We start from the raw sequence: 20,906 nt of genomic DNA on the forward strand, positions 1-20,906 counted from the left end.
CTTCTTGAATTCTGGTGTGTAGCGTTTGTTTGGTATTCCTTTTGGCATAATAAAGCACCCCACTTGTTATCCAGTATATCATACTGTCTAACAAATGGGGTGCAGTTCAGATTTGGTTTCGGTACTTTTTATTTTTTTATCGCTGAAAAAGTTGAGTATAATTTTTGCAAAAAATACGGCATTTTCTTAGAAGTGGCCCAAAAGTGGCCCAACCTTCTCGAAAAAATTTCCCCGACGTTCTGCCGATGGCAGTTTACGCCGGGGATTTTTTTTAGTTCTCGGCAGTTGCATCGTCCTTCGGGAGAGTAGGAAATATCCCTTCAATCACTCGTTTGGATGCAGCAGCGGCTGTATCGAAATCTTCGTGCAAATATCTCTGCGTGGTTTCAATCTTGGTATGCCCCAAAACATTTTTGACCGTGTTTAGGTCAGCACCTCCCTGAATCATCATCATGGCAGCAGAATGTCGGAGGTCATGTATCCGAACCTTATCGTATCCGTACTTTGCGCGGAACGTATACCAGCGCCGGGTAATCGCATTGGGGGATGGCAGTTTTCCGTCCAGTTCGCACACATACTGTACAATCCTATCGCGCGGAAAGGCCTTCCGCACAGCAAGAAGTACATCCTTGAGATACGGAACGAGATATACAACACGGTGGCTGCTGCTGGTTTTTAGTGTTGGCACCCATATCGGTTTACCTTTCTCGCCATAAGTGTATTGTCCGGATATCGTGATTGTGTCGTTGTCAAAATCAATATCAGCCCATCTCAAGCCAAGAGCTTCGCCGCGGCGCAGGCCGTAGATAACGCAGAGAAGTATCACCAGATACAGTTGCCCGTCGTAGTTTGGCAGGATCTCAAGGATCGTACGCGCATCATCAGCCTTGATTACTGAGGCGCAAAACGGCTCGACATCTTGTGGTAATATGGCTTTGTTGCACGGGTTACTCTGCATCAGTTTACTGTCTATGGCATAATTGCAGGCGGCCTTGAGTACGCGGTGCGCATAAGCGATTGTTCCGCGTCGTAGTGGCGTTCCTTTTTTGCTTTTTGCCTTGCGCAAGTTTGCATAGGCAGTTTCAACACTGATGCGATTAAGCTTGCTAATCGGGACGGGTCCTAACTCGCGGTCGAGCAAGGCGGCGCAGTCTTCGTACCCCCTGATGGTATTCGCTGCGCGGCCGCGCAGCTTGCAAGCCTCAATATAGGCAATAAGCAGCTGGTGTACGGTCATCGTGTCGGCATCTGCCGGGCGACCGGCATGCGATTCGATATACTGCCGTTCCCATTCCAACGCAGCTTTTTTGGTAGGAAATCCAGTTTTCAGCTTTCGCTTGCGATTTCCGGCTTCGTCATACCAACTGGCACGGGCAGACCATCCCGATTTTTCTTTTGTTACCATCGTAAATTTCAAGGTTAAAGTTACCAAAGTTTGTCATAAATAATTATTTAATTTGCGCAATTCTATCATGCTGAGAAAAGGCGGGTGCAGATGAAAAACAGGCGCTATGACAGAAATGCAGGCATGGGAAACAGGGGCAGCCCTCCAAGACTGTCCCCAACGCCAATATAAGCCGTTATATCAAAGCCGATCCATGAAGAACCGGAACAGCATATTCGCTGTTTTCCAGTTCAGAATCCTGCGCGGGTAGTTGTTGATCCACTCCTCTATCTCCGCTACCTGCTTCTGCGTCACCTTGGACAGGTCAGTCCCCTTGGGCAGGTGGCGGCGGATCAGCTTGTTTGCATTCTCGTTGCTGCCGCGCTCGCAGCTGCGATGGGCATGGCAGTAGTAGACCTTAGTCCGTGACTTGCGCTTGCGCAGCACAGACTTTTCCATGCCGCAAAAGTCGGAAAATTCCATGCCGTTGTCCACCGTGATCGTCCGGAACACCTTGGAAAATTTCTCAGCCCCCATGCTGCGCTCCAGCACATTCAGGGCACGGACTACGCTGGCGGCGGTGCGGTCGCGCATAAGCATGATGATCTCCTTGCGGGTCAGCCGTTCGGTCAGCACAAGCAGCGTCGGCGTGAGCTTTGCCTTTTTGGACTTCGAGGTATAGACCGTATCCATTTCCCAATGCCCGAAAGAATTGCGGAGATCAACTTCCGCAGGACGGTGCTCGATGCTGGTGCCGGCAGACGTGCGTTTCTGCTTCTTGTTTTTCTTGCCGCCCCTTATCCGGTAGCCTTTCTGAAACGGCAGGTGCTTCGGCAAAATATTCAGTACGCTGCCCTTGATGTAACTGTAAAGCGTGACCGTGGAAATGGAAGCCGTGTACGGCTTGCCGCTTGCGCGGACCGCTGCAAGCGCCGCAGCGGGAGAAAAATGCTTTTTCACGATCAGCGTTTCAAGGTCGTTTGCCAGTTTGAAGTCGTTTCCAATTTTCAACTGGGGGCCTTTTGCCGCCAGATTTTCACGGCAGCGGCGCTCCGCCTGCTCAGGCGAGTACCGCACTTCCGTGGTGAGGTCGGAGTTGGTATGGACATACTGCCCGCGCTTCAGTTCCTTCACAATGGTCACATGGCTGCACCCAATGACGCCCGCAATTTCCCGCGTTGTTGCGCCGCGCAGCCGCATCCGTTCTATAATCAGCCGGTGGTCCCATTTCAGGTGCTGCCCCTTATGCCACCGCCGCATTGAATTCCCCTTTTTGTTGTGCTTCACTATGTATCCCTCCACGGTATGTTGTGCATTTAGGATTATATCATAAAAACAGCAAAAACGCTTTATCGCTTTAATAGATTATATCGTAAAAATGCAATGAAATTCTTGTGAAGAATTACAAAAGGAAAAAACAGCCGCCGCCTTGACAGCCGCCGTCTTATCTGATGTAATAGCAGCAGGAACTAAAAAAAGAACAAGGGAATGTGATGATGATGCAGAAAAAAAGGAACATACCGGAGATGCTGCCCGGATACTATTTTGTGTATGAGCTGCGCCCGGATCAGGCATACGGCTTCAGCGGGATAGAGGTGGCTGTGCAGTATGTAAAAGACCCCGCAAACGGGAATATGCTCGGGGACGTTTGGATCAGGAACCTGGACACGCGCCCAGACATGAAAATCCTTGCCGCATATATCAGCACGGAGCGCGGCAGCACGCGCAGGGAGACAGAGCTGAAACTGCTGCGTGAAGTGGAGCAGTCTGAGGAGTTTGCCGAAGCATTGGCAACCTATACGCAGATGCTTGGGGCGCTGCCGCTGTATGACGGGTAAGTCCCCTCCAGAACACCAGTTGAATACCGTCAACGCACCGGAAAACCGGTGCGTTTCTTTTTTGCCCAGAAGCAGGAAATTATCATACACTGTGTATGATAATGCTGTGATTTTGTGAACATTTTGTAAACAATGAAGAAAACCACCCTAACACACCCCCCTTATAGAGCTATATATAGAGGCTTTTTTACCGGCGCACTTTTTGGAAGCCTCTGCTGTACCTTGAAAACCGAACAGCATGGGTGTGCTCCTGAGAAGCAAGCACCGGGTAGTTGCAGACCGTTAGAGGATAGGAAGAGCAACAGCGGGCGATGGCGGCTGAACACCATCGCAAAAAAATCCAAAGACAACGGAGGTGAACAGGGTGACAACCAATGAACAGCTGCACCGGATAGACAGCGATATTGCCCGGTATCAGGGGAAGGTCAAAGCGCTGCAAAATAAAATCGTGCAGCTTGGGGAAAAGAAAAAGAAACTGCAGGAGCGTGCGCTGTTGGAGCAGCTGAGCGAGCTTGCGCCGGACTATGCGCAGGCGGAGCAGCTGTTGGTGCGGCTGAAAGCGGAACAGAAAAGGAACAGCATGGCGGACAGGGACGGAGGTGTGAGCCATGACGGCGTCGGGCAGAAGGATCACGGATGAGCAGCTGGAGCAGGCGCGCGGCGCGGACCTGTTATCGTTTTTACAGCAGTACCAGCCCGGCGAATTGAAACGGATCGGGCAGTCCTGGACGCTGCGTTCGCATGACAGTATGCGCATCTCGGCAGACGGGCGGTGGAACTGGTTTTCACAGGGCGTCGGCGGCGGCGATGCGATCAGTTATCTTGAAAAAGTGCATGGCATGACCTTTCAGGAAGCGGTGCGGATGCTGGCGGGCAATGCATACCATACGCATCCCGGGACAGCCCCGGCAGCGCGCGAGCCGCCGCCGCGTACACCGTTCGAACTGCCGCAGAAAAACAGGGACAGCCGCCGCGTGTTTGCATATTTGTGCGCGCGCGGCATAGACCCTGGGATCATCAGCCACTGCATGAAGCACAGGCTGATCTATGAGGACGCAGCGCATCACAACGCTGTGTTCGTAGGGCATGACGAAGCAGGCACAGCGCGGTATGCAATGCTGCGCAGCACAGCATCAAACTCCGGTTTCAAAATCGAGCAGGCCGGCAGTGATAAAAGCTGCGGCTTCTGCATGAAAGGCAGCGGGCAGACACTCTATGTCTGCGAAGCCGCGATAGACGCGCTCTCGGTCGCAACGCTGCGTAAACTGGGCGGCAGGGACTGGCGGAAGGACAGCTATCTTTCTTTGGGCGGCGTTACCGCGTCCAAAGAAATACTGCCGCCCGCGTTGGAACGGCAGCTGAAGAATTTCCCTTTTAAGCGGATCGTCCTTGCGCTGGATAACGACGATAAGGGGCGGCAGGCGTCGCAGAATATTTTCAGGCTGCTCAGGGAGCGGCATCCGGAAATTGAACTGAAAGTCTGCGTGCCGCAGGAAAAGGATTTCAACGACCAGCTCCGCGTTAAGCGCCAGCAGAAAGGACAGGCGCCGCCTTCGCGCGAGACGCGCGAAATTGCTTTAGCTAACTAAAAACTTGTGCATTTGCAAGCATAGCATTTGGCTATCCAAATGCAGCTTGTTAAGGGGCAAAGCCCCCTAAAACCCCCAGACGGACGGAACGGAGAGAAAAACAAAATGCGGAAACGTTCAAATCAAATCATTATCCGATTGGATAGTGAGGAACTTGCATTGTTAAAAGAAAAAATTGCAGTAACGCACCTGTCAATGTCGGAGTATTTTCGCCGGATGCTCACCAGTTCCGAGGTAAAAACTATCCCGCTGGAAGTGCTGCGGGATGTGCAGAAACAGGTGCGCGGCGTTGGCCGGAATGTAAACCAGATCGTCAAGCTGGCGCATATCTCCGGCAACGTGCCAAGGGAAGCGTTGGCAAAGCTCGCGGCAGAACAGGAAAAAATCGAAGGACAGTTGGAGCGCCTGATGTAATGGCAGTGCTGAAGGTATACGCGATCCGTTCGCGTTTGGACGACCGAATTAAGTATACGCTCAATCCGCAGAAAACCTACTGCAAGGGATTCCCTAACCTCAACGGTCTGCCCGATACATTGACAGATGCAGTAAACTGCTTTTGCGATGACGCCTATGAGCAAATGACCCGCACAAAACAATATTTTGGGAAAGAAGATAAAGTGCTGGGTTATCTTTTTATCCAGTCCTTCAAACCGGGAGAAGTAACGCCGCAGCAGGCGCATGAAATTGGGCTGGAATTTGCGGAGCGATGCTTTGGCGAACGGTTTGAAGTGGTGATCGGGACGCATACGGACCAGCCCCATCTGCATAATCACATCATCGTCAATTCCGTGTCGTTTGTGGATGGCCGCAAGTACCGTTCCACGCCGCAGACTCTCTATGAACTGCGCGGCATATCGGACGAAATCTGCCGCGCGCATGGATTGTCCGTGATCGATGCGCCCCGCGTCAAAGCAGGAAAGCATTATGCGGAGTGGCGCGCGGAACAGGAGAACCGCCCCACAGTCCGCGGGATGATACGGGAGGACATTGATATTGTCATCGCGCAGGCGCATACGCTGAACGAATTCTGGGATATGCTGCGCGCACGCGGGTATGAGATCCGCATCAACGACCGGCGGAAATACATCACAGTCCGCCACCCGCAGGCGGCGCGGTTTATCCGCCTGCGGTCGCTGGGGGAAGAATACATCCCCCGGCGCATTGCGGAGCGCATCGAGGCGCAGCGCGGCGTGGTAGACCGGAATATCCGGCAGCTCCGCACGCAGTGGCAGGACGGGCGGCAGCGGAAAAAATACCGCGTGCAGCCGCATACCCCCGCGCCCAGGAGCAGGAAAAAACTGCGCGGTTTCCGGGCGCTGTACTGGCGGTACCTCTACATGCTGGGCAAAGTGAAAAAGCGCAAAGCGCCGCGCTATGTACGCGGTGAACTGATGGCGGAACTCAAAAAGCTGAACCGGTATGCCGCGCAGTATTATTTCCTGCGGGACAATCATCTGCAAACCGCAAAAGATGTGTCCATGTATGCGGATGCACTGGCAAACGAAGTGGATATCCTGACAGACCGGCGCGCACGGCTGTATGCAGACCTGCGCAGGCCGGGGGCGGAGGAAAAGCAGATCCGCAGCATGGCCGGGCAGATCACAAATACGCTGCGCGACCTGAGAAAGCAGCAGCGTATTTGTACCGCAATACAGAATGCCGCCCCGGCAATGGAAGCAAAGCTGGCGGCAGCGTTAAAAGAAGAAAAAACAATCCACGCGAAAACGATGGGAGGAAAGCAATATGAATCCAGAAAGCGCGGCGGCGGACCAGATGCTCCGCATGGAACTCATGGTGACCGAATCCGCAGTGAAGCTCGCAGCGAAGGGCGCGGTCAATCTCGCGGCGCTTCTCGTGGCGGTGCTCCGCAACGAGAAACAGATTGCAGGGAAAAGTGATATTACCAAGCTGCTGCAGTCCGGCGCTGCTTTGACCACATTCCCCTTGCCTGCGGAAAAAATGAAAGCGTTTTCCGATCTGGCAAAAGAATATGGCGTAATGTTCTCCATTGTCCGGGACAAAGACCACCCGGAAACTGTGGACATTATTGTCCGGCAAGATGATGTACCAAATGCAAACCTGATTCGCGAGAAGATTGGTGCAGAAGTGAGTGTGAGTGAAAAAAACGCGGAAACCGGTCCGTCCGAAAGCGCATTGCCGACATCCGGCAGTGGGACGCAGCACGGACCGGAATCAACGATGACGCAGATGATGCAGGGGACGCCGGCTCAGGCCGCGCCCCGGACGAGTACAGCTGCTACAATTGACCGCGCGCAGGCGGAGCGGATGCTGTCCAGCCTTACCGGCATCCGCTCCGCGATGGAGCAGGGTGCAAACCCGGAAGAATGCCGGGCGGTGCTCCGCGCGGTGCAGGATGAGCTTGCCCGGGCGCTCGGCATGCCGGAGCGCAGCGGGGACAAAACAGCGGACAGGCAGGCTGCGCCGCGCCGCGAAGGCAGGCAGTCTGTAAAAGAAAAAATCGCGGGGATCAGGGAGCGCGCCGCCCACGAACCGCAGCACTTAAAGCAGCCCGGCAAACACATTGGGAAGCCGAAACTGCCAAAGACACCGGACAGATAACAGGAGATGATGAAATTGAAGATCAGGATATTTTGCGCGTCCGCCGCCTTGCTGCTTGCCTGCGCATCGCCGGTGCAGGCGCTTGCGGCGGATGCCGCCCCCGCTGCACAGCCGGCAACGGTCGCTGCTGCCGAAAAAGGCATGGAAAAAACGGATGCAAAAACCGCCGAGGAAAAAACCACGGCGGAAATCCAAACGGAGTCGGCTTACTATCCGGTAGACGTGCAGATGAGTTCGGACGGCCTTACCTGCAAGAAGATCTACGATGTGCCGAAAACTGTATCACCGGACCAGATCCCGCAGGAGGAATTTGACCGCGGCGGGATGCACTATGTGCTGGAGGATATCCTGCGCATTGAAATGCCGGATATAGACCGTAAGATGCACTCGGAAAACGTGACAGTATCCTCTACCTCGGATAACTCCAACGATGTTATAGCGCTGCTACCCAAAAGCAAGACGGTGGCAACGGAGGACGGGTACAGCGGCACGGCCTATCTGGATGTTTCCAGTATTTCCACAAAAGCGGCGGGTACGGAAAGCGTGTCCGAGCCGTTATCCGCAACACGGGAATATCCCAATATGCCGGAAATGGATATGACGGATATCCCCAAAACGATTGAGGACAACGGTCACACACTGACATTCAGTGATATTGAATGGACGCCTGAAACCGGGGAAACAGACAATCTCGGCACAATGGAAACCACCTATACGGCAGTTGTGACCTATACCGGCACCGCTACCTCCAGCCGCACGACGGGCTATACGGTGACGGCCACCTATGCGGGCGAGGTATCGCACCGGAACAACGACTGTATGCGGTATATCGCGGTTTTCCGCGGCGAACCCATTGTGATTGAGCCGGAAGAGGATCTCACGCCGCCTGACCTGACCGGCATTCTGCCGCAGGGACAGGATGCGCAGCCGCTGGAGGAAGGCGCAGGAAGCGTGCCGGTCAGCTGGGTGCTGTGCGCCGTGTTTGGCGTATTGATGATGATTTTTGCGCTCCGTCCCCCTGCGTGCAGGCGCATGATGGCGCAGATGCAGGCCATGGCGGCGCAGGCGCGGGACAAAGCGCAGCAGACGATGAAGGAAACGGAGATGAAATTGCGTGAAAGGCAAAAACAGAAACGGACCGAAGAGGAAGAACTGCGGCAGGCACAGTACATCTTTGGACCATTGGAAAAGATCAAAGCCGCGATCCGCAGCCGCAGGCAGCGGAAAGCAGAGCAGGCTGCTATGCTTCTGGCTGCACCGCCGGAAGAGGAATGGGCTGATGCGGAGGAATGGGCGGGAGAGCCGGACGCCGCTGAACAGGCCGGACAAACCCAGCCGCCTCCGGAACCCGTGCAGGACGGGGATGCTGCACCCGCCGGTCCGCCGCGCGCTGTGCGGGATGATGGCGATGGCGATGATGAGTACCCCGGCCTTGGCGGCTAAGCTTTCGTATACATACGATGCGCCATCCAGCGGCAACTTTGGTGAACCAACGTCAACGGAGCCGGTCACGGTGGTCGGTGATGATGAGGCCAATGTTAACATCAGTAAAGACAGCGCGTTCGTGCCGCCGGAATTTGGTTCGGCATCCGCTGATGTGCTGGGAACAGGAGAGTTGCTGACACCGGACATCTCCGGTGTGGAGCCGATGTTCCCGCACAGCACACAGGCCGGCTTTGCGCCGGGCGTGACGGAAAACGGCACGGTGACAGGCGGCAGCGGCACGATCATCATGCCGCCTGATGTTGAGGGCAGTACGGTGAGCAGCGAGCCGATTTACGACAGTACCACAACCGGCGGCATGGGCGGCTATACGGGCGGCGGCGCGGATGCTGCCATCGGGTCGGGCTACACCCCAGTGGACGGTATGGCCTATGCAGACGGCAGTATCGGCACGCTGTCCATCCCTGCGCTCGGTGTGACAAAGAAAGTGTACGACGGCGAAACGGTAAGCAACCTGCGGCTGGGTGTGGCGCACTTTGAAGGCACCAGCGCATGGGACGGCAATGTTGGGTTCTGCGGCCACAACAGAGGCAGCTACGGTTATTTCGCTGGAATTTGGAACCTGTCTGCCGGTTCAAAAATCACCTATACGACCGTGTATGGCACCCGCACCTACGAGGTTTACAGCGTGCGCAAGATTTCCAAGTATGAGGTCGATGTTCTCAACCCCACGAATGAAAACATCCTGACGCTTGTCACCTGCGTACCCGATCAGGCTCAGACCTACCGCTGGTGTGTGCAGGCCGCTGCAGTGTGACCATGCGGCCGTAACGGGCAAAACTGCATCGGATTTTCAAAGTTATCCACAACCTGTGATTTGTTCAATATATCTGATAAAAAACGCAAAAACAATTATTAAAGCATATATTTTGTTTTAATTATGTGTGCTTCCATTGACGGTTTCGCAAGCGTCTGCTATAATAAAAATATCAAAAGAGAGATAAAAGCCAGACCGGAATGGAGGGCATCAGATATGAAAAAGAACATTATTGCAGCGACGCTCAGCGCGGCTATGGTAGCCGGCTTAGTACCGTTTGCTGGTGCTGCCAATGCGGTAGCAGCTGTTCCCACCCGTGAAAAAGGGCAGACGGTTTACGTCGATAACACCCACGTCTATCCTACGGGCTACAATATAGCGGACAACAATTATTTCAAACTGCGCGATATTGGTACGCTCGTAGGCTTTGGCGTGGAGTGGAACGGCGAGACGCAGACCGTTGAGATCAGCACGGCGCGCACCGCCCCCAGCACCGAGGGTATCTCGGACACGGCGGCAAGCGGCGCGGTGGCTAAGATCAGTGACCAGCGCATCACGGTGGATGGCGTACAGGTCAACATGACCGCCTACCAGATCGACGGCAACAACTATGTGAAGTTGCGCGATATCGGCAAGCAGGTGGACTTTGGTGTGGGCTATGACAATGCGACGGCAAGCGTCCGCATCGATACGGATGCGCCGTACACCGAAAGCACAACGTCTGCCAGCGGCAGCGCGATTACCAAGTGGAACAAAACCATGGCGGAGTTTAATCAGGCCATGATTAAATGCAACTGGGATAAGAGCAAATACCTCACGACCGCTAAGCAGTATGCGCCGGTCATCACGGGCAAAGCAGACGGCACGGTAGAGGATGTTATCGCTGCACTGGACGCCATGAAAGGAGCGCCGGTAGACGCGGTTTCGTTCGAAGATGACCGCACGGTAAACCATTTCTGGGCAGATGAGCTGCGCAAGGCGCTGGGACAAGACATTAGCGGTGAAAACAGTGATACTGGTAACGAAACTAACATCTCCAGTGTAAGCGATGAAACCCTGCGTGCATGGGAAGATGAGATGCTGAACTTGGTCAATGAAGAACGAACAGTACGAGGACTGGAGTCTGTGGTTTTTAATGAAAAACTTCAAGAAATGGCACGAGTTCGTGCAGAAGAAATAACAGTAAAGTTTTCGCATGATCGTCCTTCAGGAACCCCATATGATTTATTAGACGAAGTTGGAATACCTGTGAAAAACTTCAAGACAGAAAATATCATTCAAGGTACAACATCTTCTACGCCAAGTTCACTTATGAACACCTTTATGCAATCACAGGGACATCGTGCATGGATTTTAAGCGACGAGGTTAATGCTATTGGAATTGCATTAAGCCAAAATCAGTATGGACAAATATATGGTGTCCAAATCTTTGGTATGTTCTAAACATATAAAGTTTACGAGCGGTTAGTTGATCAACCTAATCGCTCTTTTCTTTTACCTGTAGAAAATGAATACTTTACAGAGAGCGCCGCCTTCCTTTCCCGAAGGCGGCTTTTTTATTCCAGACAAAAGGAGAGGAAAAATGCTAAAGAATATTTTCAAACGGACAACGGCGGGCGTTTTGTCCGCGCTCACATTGGCTGCAAGCGTGCCGCTTGCCGGTGCGGCAGACGGCATTATGCCGCTGGCAGAGGAGGACAACGAAGCGTCCAGCATTGAAATTAACGTGGGCGAGGTATATAACATTGCGGATAAGGGCGTGCAAAAGGCTTGGTTCCAGCAAAACGGCGCGCCGCGTAACGTCTGGCCTATGTTTACCGAAGCATCAGACGGCACAGAAATTCGCGCCTACTGCGCGGATCACAGCAAGGGCAACCCCGGCACATCGGGAATGCCGTACACGGTGACGAGCCGCGTATCGGATATGCATGTGTATGGCGTCGCGGTACGCAGTGACGCTCGCATGACGCTCAACCAGTTTATTTCTTTCGCTGGTTCGCCTATCACAGCGGAGAACTTCACGGCAGATATGTATTTCAGTGCATCGCAGGCCGCGATCTGGTGTGCGCTGGGCGATGCGCAGATTGCTGCAAACAGCAGCTATGGCGTAAGCTATGGCAGCTCCACGTCGCTCGGTTATCGCGCTGCCGGCAAGACGCTTAGCGCCAGCTCCACGTCGGAAGCGCTGACGTTGTTTGCCGCTATTAAAATGCTGGAGTATGGTAATGAGTTCTACAACACTTGGGGGCCAAATGGTAAAGGACATGAACCATGGGTTGGTGCTACTATCAATTACACACCTGGCAATGCGGAGTATACCGCCGCTGCACAAAAGACCGGCACGATTGACGTAGGCGGTAGTATTGTATCCGGCGGTACGTTCGCGGAAAAGGAAATAGACGGCCAGCAGTACATGGTGCTGCCTATGGCGGCGGCCAGCGCGACCTTTGTGCGCGGTGATGGCGAGTATGGGCAGATTTTTCTGCGTGCGGACAATGTTCCGTCCGGCGCGTTCCTCATGGACAGCGAGGGCAACAAGAGCTATGATGACGATGGTTCGCAGCGGCTTACGCTGGCCCATGTGGACAAAAACAATGACCTGTACAAAAACGGCAACGGTATGGCTTATGGTGAAACCTTTCTGTTCTGTATCCCCAAGGCCACAGCGGAGCAGATGGATGAAGCCAGCACACCCTTGGAAACCCAATTCTTTGCCAGCATGAATGTAGACCGTTACAACGTATATGCAGCCAGCACAACCAGTTCGGGCGTGCAGCCGGTTATCATGGTGGAGCCTGCTGTAAGGAAGATGAGTGTAAATGTCGGCTTCTCTACAAATGAGACGCCGGAAGATCTTACTCAGCTTAAAGTATTGAAGACTGATGAAAATGGTGCGCCGTTGGAGGGCTGCACATTCCAGATCAGTTACCAAAAAGACGGTACCCCTAAAACAGATGAGCAAACTACGGACGGCAACGGTGAAGCACTTTTTATTTACTTGCCCCTTAACACCGACGTCACCATCAAGGAAACCGCAGCGCCGGAGGGCTACACCCTGCTGCCGGATAAGGTTGTGAATACCGGCACTACCGGCGGCAAGACCGTCGAAGTCAAGCTGGCCAACTCAGATGACCACGTATTCAAGGTGCATAAGACCAGCTCAGCGGATGGCCGCAACCTGATGGGCGCAAAGTTCGAGGTTAAGGGCATAGACAACGATTTTGTCAACACTTACGTAACGGACGCGCTGGGCGAGTTCACGATCCAAGGCCGAGACCTGCCGAACGGCTCTTTTGAGGTATACGAGATCGCCGCACCGGAGGGCTACGCCACAGACGGCTCGGATATCCAGACCTTCAGCTGGGACAACACCCGTGATATCACCCTGTCCTTCAAAAATGCACCGCTGGCCGGTATCCATATCTACAAGTACGACAAGGACAGCAAGGAGCCTCTGGCAGGCGCAACCTTTGAGATCCGCCGGGACGGACAGGTGCTCCAGACCGTTAAGACGGATATCAACGGCTATGCCAAGGTGCACAACCTCCCCAAGGGCTTTTATCAGGTGGTCGAGGTGGAGCCGCCGCAGGGCTACTTAAAGGATGAGGTTGCGCATGAGGTCTATATAGACCCCGGCGCAGATCCCACGCAGATCATCCGCGAGGTCAACGTCCCGAACACGAAGAAACTGTCCATCCGCATCATCAAGCAGGACAAGGATACCAAAGTCCCCCTGCAGGGCTGGAAGTTCGATGTGTACTACAATGACGCCAAGCTCACTTCTGTTACCACAGACGAGAACGGCGAAGCCATGATCGAAAACCTGCAGCCCGGTACATACCGTGTTGTTGAGGTAGACGGTGATAAAGAACACTACAATCTGGATGCCCCGGAGCAGACTGTAGAGCTGATTCGCGATCAGGCTGAAATCCCGACCCTGATTTTCCAGAACACCATTAAGAAACACTTTGGTATTTACAAGATCGACGAGGAAACGCACAAGCCGATTCAAGGTGTCACCTTCGAGATCTGGAAAGATGGTAAGCTGCTGGGCAACTACACCACGGATGAAAATGGCCGTATCTGGCTTCCGTATGCAGAGCCGGGCACTTATCAGGCCAAGGAGGTCGTAACTGATCCGCGGTACATCATCAATGAAAAGACGTTTACGATTGAGAATAACAGTGAATATCCGACGTTCTTCACGATTCCCAATACCCGCAAAAAGGATATTATCGTTAAGAAGATTGACCTCGATACCGGCAAACCGATGCAGGGTGTTGTATTTGAGGGCTTCAAGGACGGCAAGAGCATCGGTATGTTCACGACCGGCCCGGACGGCACGTTTACCATCGACTACGCGGAACCCGGCACATACAAATTTGTGGAACGGCATACGTTGGCTGGGTATGAACTGAGTACGGTCGTGCTGGAGGGCGAACACACGACAGACCGCGATCTGGTGCTGACGCTGGACAATGTCGAGCAAAAATCTTTTATCGTTAAAAAGATCGACAGCCAGACGAAAGAGCCGCTGGCAGGCGTACAGTTCAAAATCTGGCGGGATGGCGTACTGCTGGGTGATTACACCACGGATGAAAATGGCCGTATTGAGATCAAAAATGCGCCCGCAGGCACTTACAAAGTGCAGGAAGTCAAGACTTTGAAAGAGTACATCCTGAACGATGAAGTGCTGGAGATCGAACACACGACGGTCAAGGACACCGAACTTACCGTGGAGAACACCAAAAAGCCCGGTCTGCTCATTCAGAAGATTGACGCAGAGACACGCAAGCCGCTGAAAGATGCGGTATTCAAGCTGACCAAGGCAAATGGTGATGTGGTTAAGGAGGATATTATCACCGGCGAGGACGGTACTGCATTTATCGAAGGACTGGAAGCTGGAGACTATATCGTAACCGAAATCACCGCTCCGGGCGGCTACCTGATCGACGATACACCGCACGCTGTTTCGCTGGAGGAGGGTAAAACCTATACTCTGACGCTGGAGAACACCAAAAAGCCCGGTCTGCTGATCAAAAAGATCGACAGCCAGACGAAGAAACCGCTGCAGGGCGCTACCTTCAAAATTACCCGCGGGGACGGCTCGGTTGTGCGTGAGAGCGTCACGACCGATGCGGACGGTGTGATCCATCTGCCGGAGCTGGATACCGGAACTTATATTGTCACGGAGATCTCCGCACCGGACGGCTATGCCATCGATGAGACGCCTAAGACGGTTAAAATCCGTGCTGGACAGACCTATGAGGTCACGTTCACCAACACGAAAAAAGGCGGTTTCACCATTAAGAAGATCGACGAGGATACCCGTCAGCCGCTAAAAAATGCCGTGTTCAAGATTACTAAGTCCAATGGTGAGTTTGTTAAGGAAGCCGAAACCGACGCAAACGGCGTTATCACGCTGGACGGTTTACCGGAAGGCAGCTACATCGTAACCGAGGTAAAAGCCCCAACAGGCTATATCCTGCAGGATACGCCTAAGACCTTTGAGATCAAGGACGGCGGCAGCATGGAGCTGGTATTCACCAATAAAAAGGCATACGGGTTGCAGATCCGCAAAATTGTAAAGGACACCGGTGAAGCGTTGCCGGGCGCGAAATTCCGTGTGGAGAAAGCCACGGGCGAACTGGTCGGCGAATATACGAGCAATTCCTCTGGCCTGGTCAACATTTCCGGTCTGGAGGACGGCGTGTATGTCGTGACCGAGATCAAAGCGCCGGACGGCTACCGGTTAGACAGCACATCCAAAAACGTTATTGTGAAAGCCGGGGAGCTGGCCACGGTTGAATTTGAGAATGCGAAGATGTCCAGTGTGCGCATTAAGAAAATTGATGCGGTGACGAAAAAAGGCATCCCCGGCGTGCGGTTTATCATCAAAGACGCGCACAAGAACCTGATCGGCGAGTACACCACGGACAGTGACGGATACATTGAGTTGGAGAAGGAATTGGAAGAAGGAAAATATTATGCCGAAGAGGTGCAGGCGGCTCCCGGTTACATCCGCGATGAGCAGGAACGCACATTCCGTGTGACCAAGGGTGAAACGACGGAAATCGTATGGGAAAACACGCCGCAGCAGGGCCAGATCCAGATCACAAAGAAGTCCAAGGACGATAACCCGATCAACGGCCTGCCAGCCGGCACCCTCCTGCAGGGCGCGACTTTTGAGATCTACGATAAGGCAGGCAACGTCGTGGACACCATTGTGAGCAACGAGCGCGGCGTCGCGGTTTCCAAACTGCTGCCGCTGGGACGCTACACGGTCAAAGAGACAAAAGCGCCGCCGTACTATGGCGCATCCGGTGAAACCTTTGAAGCGGAAATCGAGTTCCCCAGCCAGATTGTGCGGCTGGAAGTGCTCAATGAGAGCGTGTACACCAATGTCTCTATTGCAAAGAGCGGCCCGAAGCAGGTTGTCCCCGGCCAGCCGATCCACTGGACGGTGTCGCACATCGCAAACAATTCCACGGTGCAGCTCCAGTCGTTCTACTGGCGCGACACGCTGCCGTATCAGGCGGTGACGCTGGACAAGATCGTGACCGGCACATACAACGCGCGGCTGAGTTACAAGATCGTGTACCGCACGAACCTGGACCGCGATTACCGTACGCTCGCGGATAACCTGTCCACGGCGCAGAACCGCACCATTCAGGCGAACCCCACCGTGCTCGGCCTCAAGTCCGGCGAGGTCGTAACAGATTTCATGTTTGTGTTCGGCAATGTCCCCGCAGGTTTCCGCTGCGTGGAAAACCCGCATGTCTATGGCACGGTACGTTCATCCGTTGCCGGCACGGCATTTGTCAATAAGGCGGACGTCGGCGGGCTGCACAACCAGCAGTGGATCATGTCCAACGATGCATGGACTACGACAATATACCGGGTTACAAAGCCCGTCCTGCCGCAGACAGGCTGGTAATGCTGCCAGCATAAGCCCCCATATAAGGGCGCATGGTTCACTATGCGCCCATATTTTATTTCAGGAAAAAAGGAGTATGCGTTATGAACAAAAAGAGGATCATCAGCACGGCGATGTCCGCAGTATTAGCGCTCAGCCAGACCGCTGCGGCGTTTGCAGCAGACAAGCCGCTCCCCAGTGGCGGGACGCCCCCGCCGGTAGCTGTTGTATCGGTTTCCGGCGGCAGTGCGGAGGGATTGACGCCTGTGATGCGGTCAGATGAAAAGACGGAGCGTATCGTCACCGCGCAGAACGGCACGGGTTATACCGTGTCCTCCGTGGGGCGGCATGTCATTGCAACAAATGACAGCAGCCAGTCCTTTGCGTTTGCGCCGACAGACGGTTATGATCTGTCCCAGCTCGTAATCACCGATGGGCAGTACACAGACCGCGCAGACGTGGCCAGTCTGGATAAAGACCTGACCATGAACGGGGTGGCCTATCCCATCCGCTATGAATCCAAGATCGACGCACAGGGTACAAGCGTGATCCGCGCGACGGTTTCCATTCCTGCAGCACAGGATGACGTCACCCTGTCTGCGGAAGCCGTCAGCACAGCGGTTACGGTCACTGCGTCCTCGCAGGACGGGGCCTCCGTATCGCGCAGCAGCATCGCCTTGCACAAAGGCGAAGCCTACATCATGACGGCCAAGCCGGACGGCAGCCTGTACGCTATCACAGGCGCAGACCTTACCGTGGGACAAAACAAGACCAGCGTCGCGCTCTCCAAAGGCTGCGATGTGCAGTCGCAGGGCTTCCGGTTCACGATGGACGCCGGGGGCGTGCTTACCGTGTACTGCGGTGGCGTCACCAGTTCGGCTACAATCGAGCTAAAAACAGCTGAGCGCGAGCCGGACAGTGATGAGGTGCTGGTTACAGTCCATGCCGGGCGTGGCATCAGCAGCGAGGTGTCCAAGGATATCGTCAAAAAAGGGAGCAATTACACGGTGTCTTTTTCCGCAAACCGGGGCTATGCCATCGACGCGCTGACCCTTGAAGCGGATGGAAAAACTGCGTACAGCACCCCGAACACCAATACGGTGTTTGTCGGGACAAACGCATATCGCGTATCCGGCAGCGGCAGCGCCTGCACGGTATACCTTACCGATCTGCAGAGCAATATCACCGTGAGCGCAGAGAGCGTCTATGACAGTGATAATCTGCTGGTGACAACCTCTGCCGGTACCGGGGTGAAGATCGACAAGAATTGCGGCAGCAGCGTAGAGGTTGGCACGGATGTAGATTTTGATATTTATGTCACGGACGAAGATAAGTACGAGCTTGACCGTATTACGCTGCAAATTGGCGATAGCAGCCAAACCGTAGATGCAGATGAGACTTCGATCCGCGTCAGCGGCGAAACATACCGCATGACCACCGATGAGGATGGTGTTACGCATCTTTATGTGACCGATATTGATAAGCCGGTGCGTGTATCTGCGACGGCAAGCCGAATCAATACCAGCCACAGTGTAACAATCCAAAAGTCGAACAATTTGACGATCAGCAAAAATACCGGCTCGACCGTATCCCATGGCAAGGATGTGAAATTCACCATCAAGCCGGATAGCGGTTATACGGTCGATACTGTGACGCTGAAAATCGGCTCCAAATCCGAAACGGCCTATGCGGGCGCATCTATCATTGCCGTTGATGGCATCGCATATGACATGGAGCGCAGCAATAACGGCACGGTGACTGTCTATGTGGATAATGTCCGTGCGGATGTAACCATTTCGGCAGAAGCGGAAAAGGTTTCCTCCGGCAGCGGTTCGAATGGGAAGATTTCCATTGACCGGTCTGTAAGGTCGCCGTTTTTCATTGGGTATGGCACGCAGTTCCATCCGGAGGATAATATGACGCGCGCAGAAGCGGTGCAGCTGCTCGTCCGTATGACGGACGCAGACGCGGATGCGGATTATCCCCCTGCCGGCTTCAGCGATGTGCAGACGGATGATTACTACACGGATGCGCTGGACGCTTTTGTGTACGGCGGCGTCGTTGACGTGGATACCTCGTACTTCCGGCCCTATGCGTCGGTCACCCGTGCGGAATTTGTGGAAATGATGTACCGCCTCGACACGACCGGCGGTTATAAAGGCACGGCACGGTTTTACGACGTGTACGCCGGGACGCCGGAAGCGGACGCCATTGCATACTGCGCCGGCCGCGGCTGGGTAAATGGCTATCCGGACGGCACATTCCGCCCGGATGCGCCGATCACCCGCGCGGAAGCAGCGGCAGTGGTCAACCGCGTGATGGGGCGCACGCTTGCGTCCAGCGACCTGTCCGGCGTCTATTACACGGATGTGCCGCAAGGCCACTGGGCGTATGCTGACATTATGACCGCGTCCAGCTACCAGAGGTAACTGCCATGCGTCCAGATCAGAACACTACACCGGGCGCAGCCCTATGGGTGGCGCTGGGCATCCCTGTGCTGTGGTTCGGGCTGCTATGCGGCAGCGCGGCAGCGCCGGGGCGGTCAGTCGGCGAATGGCTGGATGCGCTGACACAGTGTATGGATACGCCGTTCCATATTGTGATCAATGAGTACAGCCTGCGGGCTGTACTCATTGCCTTACTGGTTTATCTGGTGGCCGTGCTGCTGTTCGTGGATGGGCAGGGCAAGCGCCGTCCGGGAAAGGAGTACGGTTCTGCGGTATGGGGCAAGGCAAAACAGGTTTGCGCAAAGTACCGGTATCACGCCAAATTTATGGAGCGCCTGAAAGCGCGGATATCGAAGATTGCCGCTTTCTTCCGTTCCCTCCCCGTGCGCTTGCATATCAAGCGGCCCACGCCGGAAGAACAGGAAAAGATGCAGGCGGAAAAGGCCCTGCGCCTGCCGTGTGATATGAATTTCCCCTTAACACAGAATGTGTGCATCGGGCTGGATGTTTACCGCCATCAGCGCAATTTGAACATCTGTGTGGTAGGCGGTTCGGGCGCGGGCAAGTCGCGTTCGCTCGCAAAGCCGGGGCTGATGCAGGCCAACTGTTCCTATATTGTGTGCGACCCCGCGGGCGAGCTGCTGCGGGACTGCGCGCCGCTGCTCCTGAAGCGCGGATATGACATTAAGGTGTTCAACCTCTCGGACAGGCGGCGCTCAGACTGCTATAACCCATTTGACTATATCCACTCTGATGCGGATGTGATCCGGTTGGTTACGCTGCTGATCCGCAACACCACACCAAAGGGCGCAAACAGCAGCGACCCGTTTTGGGAGAAGGCGGAAACCGCGCTGATCACCGCGCTGATGCTGTACCTTTACCACGAAGGCGCGGAGGAAGATAAAAACTTCGGCACGGTCATGTACCTGCTCAACAATGCGGAAGCTGCGGAAGAGAAAGGACCCCAAAGCCCCACAGACCAGTTGTTCCTGCAGCTGGAAGCGGAAAAGGGCGAGAACCATATTGCCGTGCAGTATTACAAGCCGTTCCTTACCAGCCCGGAAAAGACACGCGATACGATCCGCCAGATGGCAACCTCCCGTCTTGCGTATTTCCTGCTGGACGAGATGCAGGACATCACGGATACGGATGAGATGAATTTCGCATCTCTTGGCGAACGCAAACGCGCGATCTTTGTTATCACGCCGGTCAATGACAAGTCGTTTAATTATCTGGTCAGCATGCTATATATGCAGGCATTCCAGGAGCTGTACGAATGTGCGGAAAAGAAGCACGGCGGCAGACTGCCGGTACACGTCCGGTTCCTGATGGACGAGTTCGCAAACGTGCCGCTGCCGGAGGATTTTGAGCAGACGCTTTCCACCTGCCGGAAATACAACATTTCCTGCACGATCATCCTGCAAAACATCGCGCAGCTCAAGGGGATGTATAAGGATACATGGGAGAACGTCACAGGCAACTGCGATACCTTCCTCTATTTGGGCGGCAACGAGCAGGTGACCCACAAATATGTGTCAGAACTGCTTGGCAAAGAAACCATTGATACGCGCACAACCGGTGAAACGCGCGGGAGCCACGGTTCGTTTACGCGGAATTACCAGCAGACCGGCCATGACCTGATGACCCCAGACGAGGTGCGCGGGCTGGACAACAAATTCGCGCTGCTCTTTATCCGCGGCGAGCATCCGGTATGCGATTTCAAGTATGACCTGACGCGCCACCCTGCGCTGGCGCTGACTGCGGACGGCAAAGCAAAACCCTATATACCGCCGCTGCGTCACCCAATCCGCCCATCCGCACAGACAGATGGATGGAAAGCGGGGAAAGAAATGGTAGACGGCATTGAATTTGAGTATTTTTCCATCTGAAAC

Annotated in this window: 15 protein-coding genes; 13 read left to right on the top strand and 2 right to left on the bottom strand. The window is 54.3% G+C overall.

Translation table 11 applies throughout. The features are described from left to right. Positions 1 to 309 (top strand): hypothetical protein (locus ACTQ34_RS11065; protein ID WP_441363868.1); only part of this gene is annotated, 309 nt, incomplete at its 5' end. On the opposite strand, the gene ACTQ34_RS11070 is transcribed toward ACTQ34_RS11065, so the two are convergent. Both ACTQ34_RS11070 and ACTQ34_RS11075 read right to left on the bottom strand, forming a co-directional pair. Further along, positions 272 to 1,417 (bottom strand): tyrosine-type recombinase/integrase, encoded by a 1,146-nt coding sequence (locus ACTQ34_RS11070; RefSeq protein ID WP_441363869.1) that lies wholly within the window; start codon positions 1,415 to 1,417, stop codon positions 272 to 274. The genes ACTQ34_RS11065 and ACTQ34_RS11070 overlap by 38 nt on opposite strands. Before the next feature lie 168 nt (positions 1,418 to 1,585). Next, positions 1,586 to 2,644, bottom strand: coding sequence for an IS30 family transposase (locus tag ACTQ34_RS11075; RefSeq protein WP_441363894.1), 1,059 nt, complete (start codon positions 2,642 to 2,644; stop codon positions 1,586 to 1,588). 236 nt (positions 2,645 to 2,880) lie between these two features. On the opposite strand from ACTQ34_RS11075, the gene ACTQ34_RS11080 reads away from it, so the two are divergent. The 12 genes from ACTQ34_RS11080 (at position 2,881) to ACTQ34_RS11135 (ending at position 20,903) form a co-directional block, all read left to right on the top strand. Next, positions 2,881 to 3,222, top strand: coding sequence for a hypothetical protein (locus ACTQ34_RS11080; protein ID WP_441363870.1), 342 nt, complete (start codon positions 2,881 to 2,883; stop codon positions 3,220 to 3,222). A 364-nt stretch (positions 3,223 to 3,586) separates the two neighbouring features. Beyond that, positions 3,587 to 3,862 (top strand): hypothetical protein, encoded by a 276-nt coding sequence (locus ACTQ34_RS11085; RefSeq protein WP_441363871.1) that lies wholly within the window; start codon positions 3,587 to 3,589, stop codon positions 3,860 to 3,862. Continuing rightward, on the top strand, positions 3,831 to 4,811 hold the full coding sequence (locus tag ACTQ34_RS11090) for a toprim domain-containing protein (protein WP_441363872.1): 981 nt from the start codon (positions 3,831 to 3,833) through the stop codon (positions 4,809 to 4,811). Before ACTQ34_RS11085 ends, ACTQ34_RS11090 begins: the two co-directional genes overlap by 32 nt. A 105-nt stretch (positions 4,812 to 4,916) precedes the next feature. Beyond that, a complete protein-coding gene (locus ACTQ34_RS11095; protein ID WP_441363873.1) occupies positions 4,917 to 5,225 on the top strand; it encodes a plasmid mobilization protein in 309 nt (102 codons plus the stop codon). Continuing rightward, positions 5,225 to 6,709: a relaxase/mobilization nuclease domain-containing protein gene (locus tag ACTQ34_RS11100; RefSeq protein ID WP_441363874.1), complete on the top strand. Its 1,485-nt coding sequence runs from the start codon at positions 5,225 to 5,227 to the stop codon at positions 6,707 to 6,709. The genes ACTQ34_RS11095 and ACTQ34_RS11100 overlap by 1 nt, the downstream gene beginning before the upstream one ends. Next, entirely contained in the window at positions 6,603 to 7,391 is a 789-nt protein-coding gene (locus ACTQ34_RS11105) for a PcfB family protein (RefSeq protein WP_441363895.1), read from the top strand. Before ACTQ34_RS11100 ends, ACTQ34_RS11105 begins: the two co-directional genes overlap by 107 nt. A gap of 15 nt (positions 7,392 to 7,406) precedes the next feature. After that, positions 7,407 to 8,834, top strand: a complete 1,428-nt coding sequence (locus tag ACTQ34_RS11110) for a hypothetical protein (RefSeq protein ID WP_441363875.1) — start codon at positions 7,407 to 7,409, stop codon at positions 8,832 to 8,834. Next, positions 8,800 to 9,651 carry a class D sortase gene (locus ACTQ34_RS11115; protein ID WP_441363876.1) on the top strand — a complete coding sequence of 284 codons (852 nt, stop codon included), beginning with the start codon at positions 8,800 to 8,802 and terminating at the stop codon, positions 9,649 to 9,651. Before ACTQ34_RS11110 ends, ACTQ34_RS11115 begins: the two co-directional genes overlap by 35 nt. A gap of 216 nt (positions 9,652 to 9,867) precedes the next feature. Next, positions 9,868 to 11,094, top strand: coding sequence for a CAP domain-containing protein (locus ACTQ34_RS11120; RefSeq protein WP_441363877.1), 1,227 nt, complete (start codon positions 9,868 to 9,870; stop codon positions 11,092 to 11,094). A gap of 139 nt (positions 11,095 to 11,233) precedes the next feature. Further along, positions 11,234 to 16,588, top strand: a complete 5,355-nt coding sequence (locus ACTQ34_RS11125; RefSeq protein ID WP_441363878.1) for a SpaA isopeptide-forming pilin-related protein — start codon at positions 11,234 to 11,236, stop codon at positions 16,586 to 16,588. Between the two features lie 83 nt (positions 16,589 to 16,671). After that, the gene (locus ACTQ34_RS11130) at positions 16,672 to 18,996 is read left to right on the top strand and encodes an S-layer homology domain-containing protein (protein ID WP_441363879.1); all 2,325 of its coding nucleotides are present in this window, start codon (positions 16,672 to 16,674) and stop codon (positions 18,994 to 18,996) included. Between the two features lie 5 nt (positions 18,997 to 19,001). After that, entirely contained in the window at positions 19,002 to 20,903 is a 1,902-nt protein-coding gene (locus ACTQ34_RS11135; protein ID WP_441363880.1) for a VirD4-like conjugal transfer protein, CD1115 family, read from the top strand. The last annotated feature ends 3 nt before the right edge of the window (positions 20,904 to 20,906 follow it).

Origin of the sequence: Agathobaculum sp. LCP25S3_E8 (assembly GCF_052117165.1) — a bacterium.
Taxonomy (GTDB): domain Bacteria; phylum Bacillota; class Clostridia; order Oscillospirales; family Butyricicoccaceae; genus Agathobaculum.

What these genes read in the sequence shown, in the direction of transcription:
- ACTQ34_RS11075 (WP_441363894.1), bottom strand. Translation starts at nt 2,644, where the DNA reads ATGCGGCGGTGGCATAAGGGGCAGCACCTGAAATGGGACCACCGGCTG.
- ACTQ34_RS11080 (WP_441363870.1), top strand. Translation starts at nt 2,881, where the DNA reads ATGATGCAGAAAAAAAGGAACATACCGGAGATGCTGCCCGGATACTAT.
- ACTQ34_RS11090 (WP_441363872.1), top strand. Translation starts at nt 3,831, where the DNA reads ATGACGGCGTCGGGCAGAAGGATCACGGATGAGCAGCTGGAGCAGGCG.
- ACTQ34_RS11095 (WP_441363873.1), top strand. Translation starts at nt 4,917, where the DNA reads ATGCGGAAACGTTCAAATCAAATCATTATCCGATTGGATAGTGAGGAA.
- ACTQ34_RS11100 (WP_441363874.1), top strand. Translation starts at nt 5,225, where the DNA reads ATGGCAGTGCTGAAGGTATACGCGATCCGTTCGCGTTTGGACGACCGA.
- ACTQ34_RS11105 (WP_441363895.1), top strand. Translation starts at nt 6,603, where the DNA reads ATGGTGACCGAATCCGCAGTGAAGCTCGCAGCGAAGGGCGCGGTCAAT.
- ACTQ34_RS11115 (WP_441363876.1), top strand. Translation starts at nt 8,800, where the DNA reads ATGGCGATGATGAGTACCCCGGCCTTGGCGGCTAAGCTTTCGTATACA.
- ACTQ34_RS11120 (WP_441363877.1), top strand. Translation starts at nt 9,868, where the DNA reads ATGAAAAAGAACATTATTGCAGCGACGCTCAGCGCGGCTATGGTAGCC.
- ACTQ34_RS11125 (WP_441363878.1), top strand. Translation starts at nt 11,234, where the DNA reads ATGCTAAAGAATATTTTCAAACGGACAACGGCGGGCGTTTTGTCCGCG.
- ACTQ34_RS11130 (WP_441363879.1), top strand. Translation starts at nt 16,672, where the DNA reads ATGAACAAAAAGAGGATCATCAGCACGGCGATGTCCGCAGTATTAGCG.
- ACTQ34_RS11135 (WP_441363880.1), top strand. Translation starts at nt 19,002, where the DNA reads ATGCGTCCAGATCAGAACACTACACCGGGCGCAGCCCTATGGGTGGCG.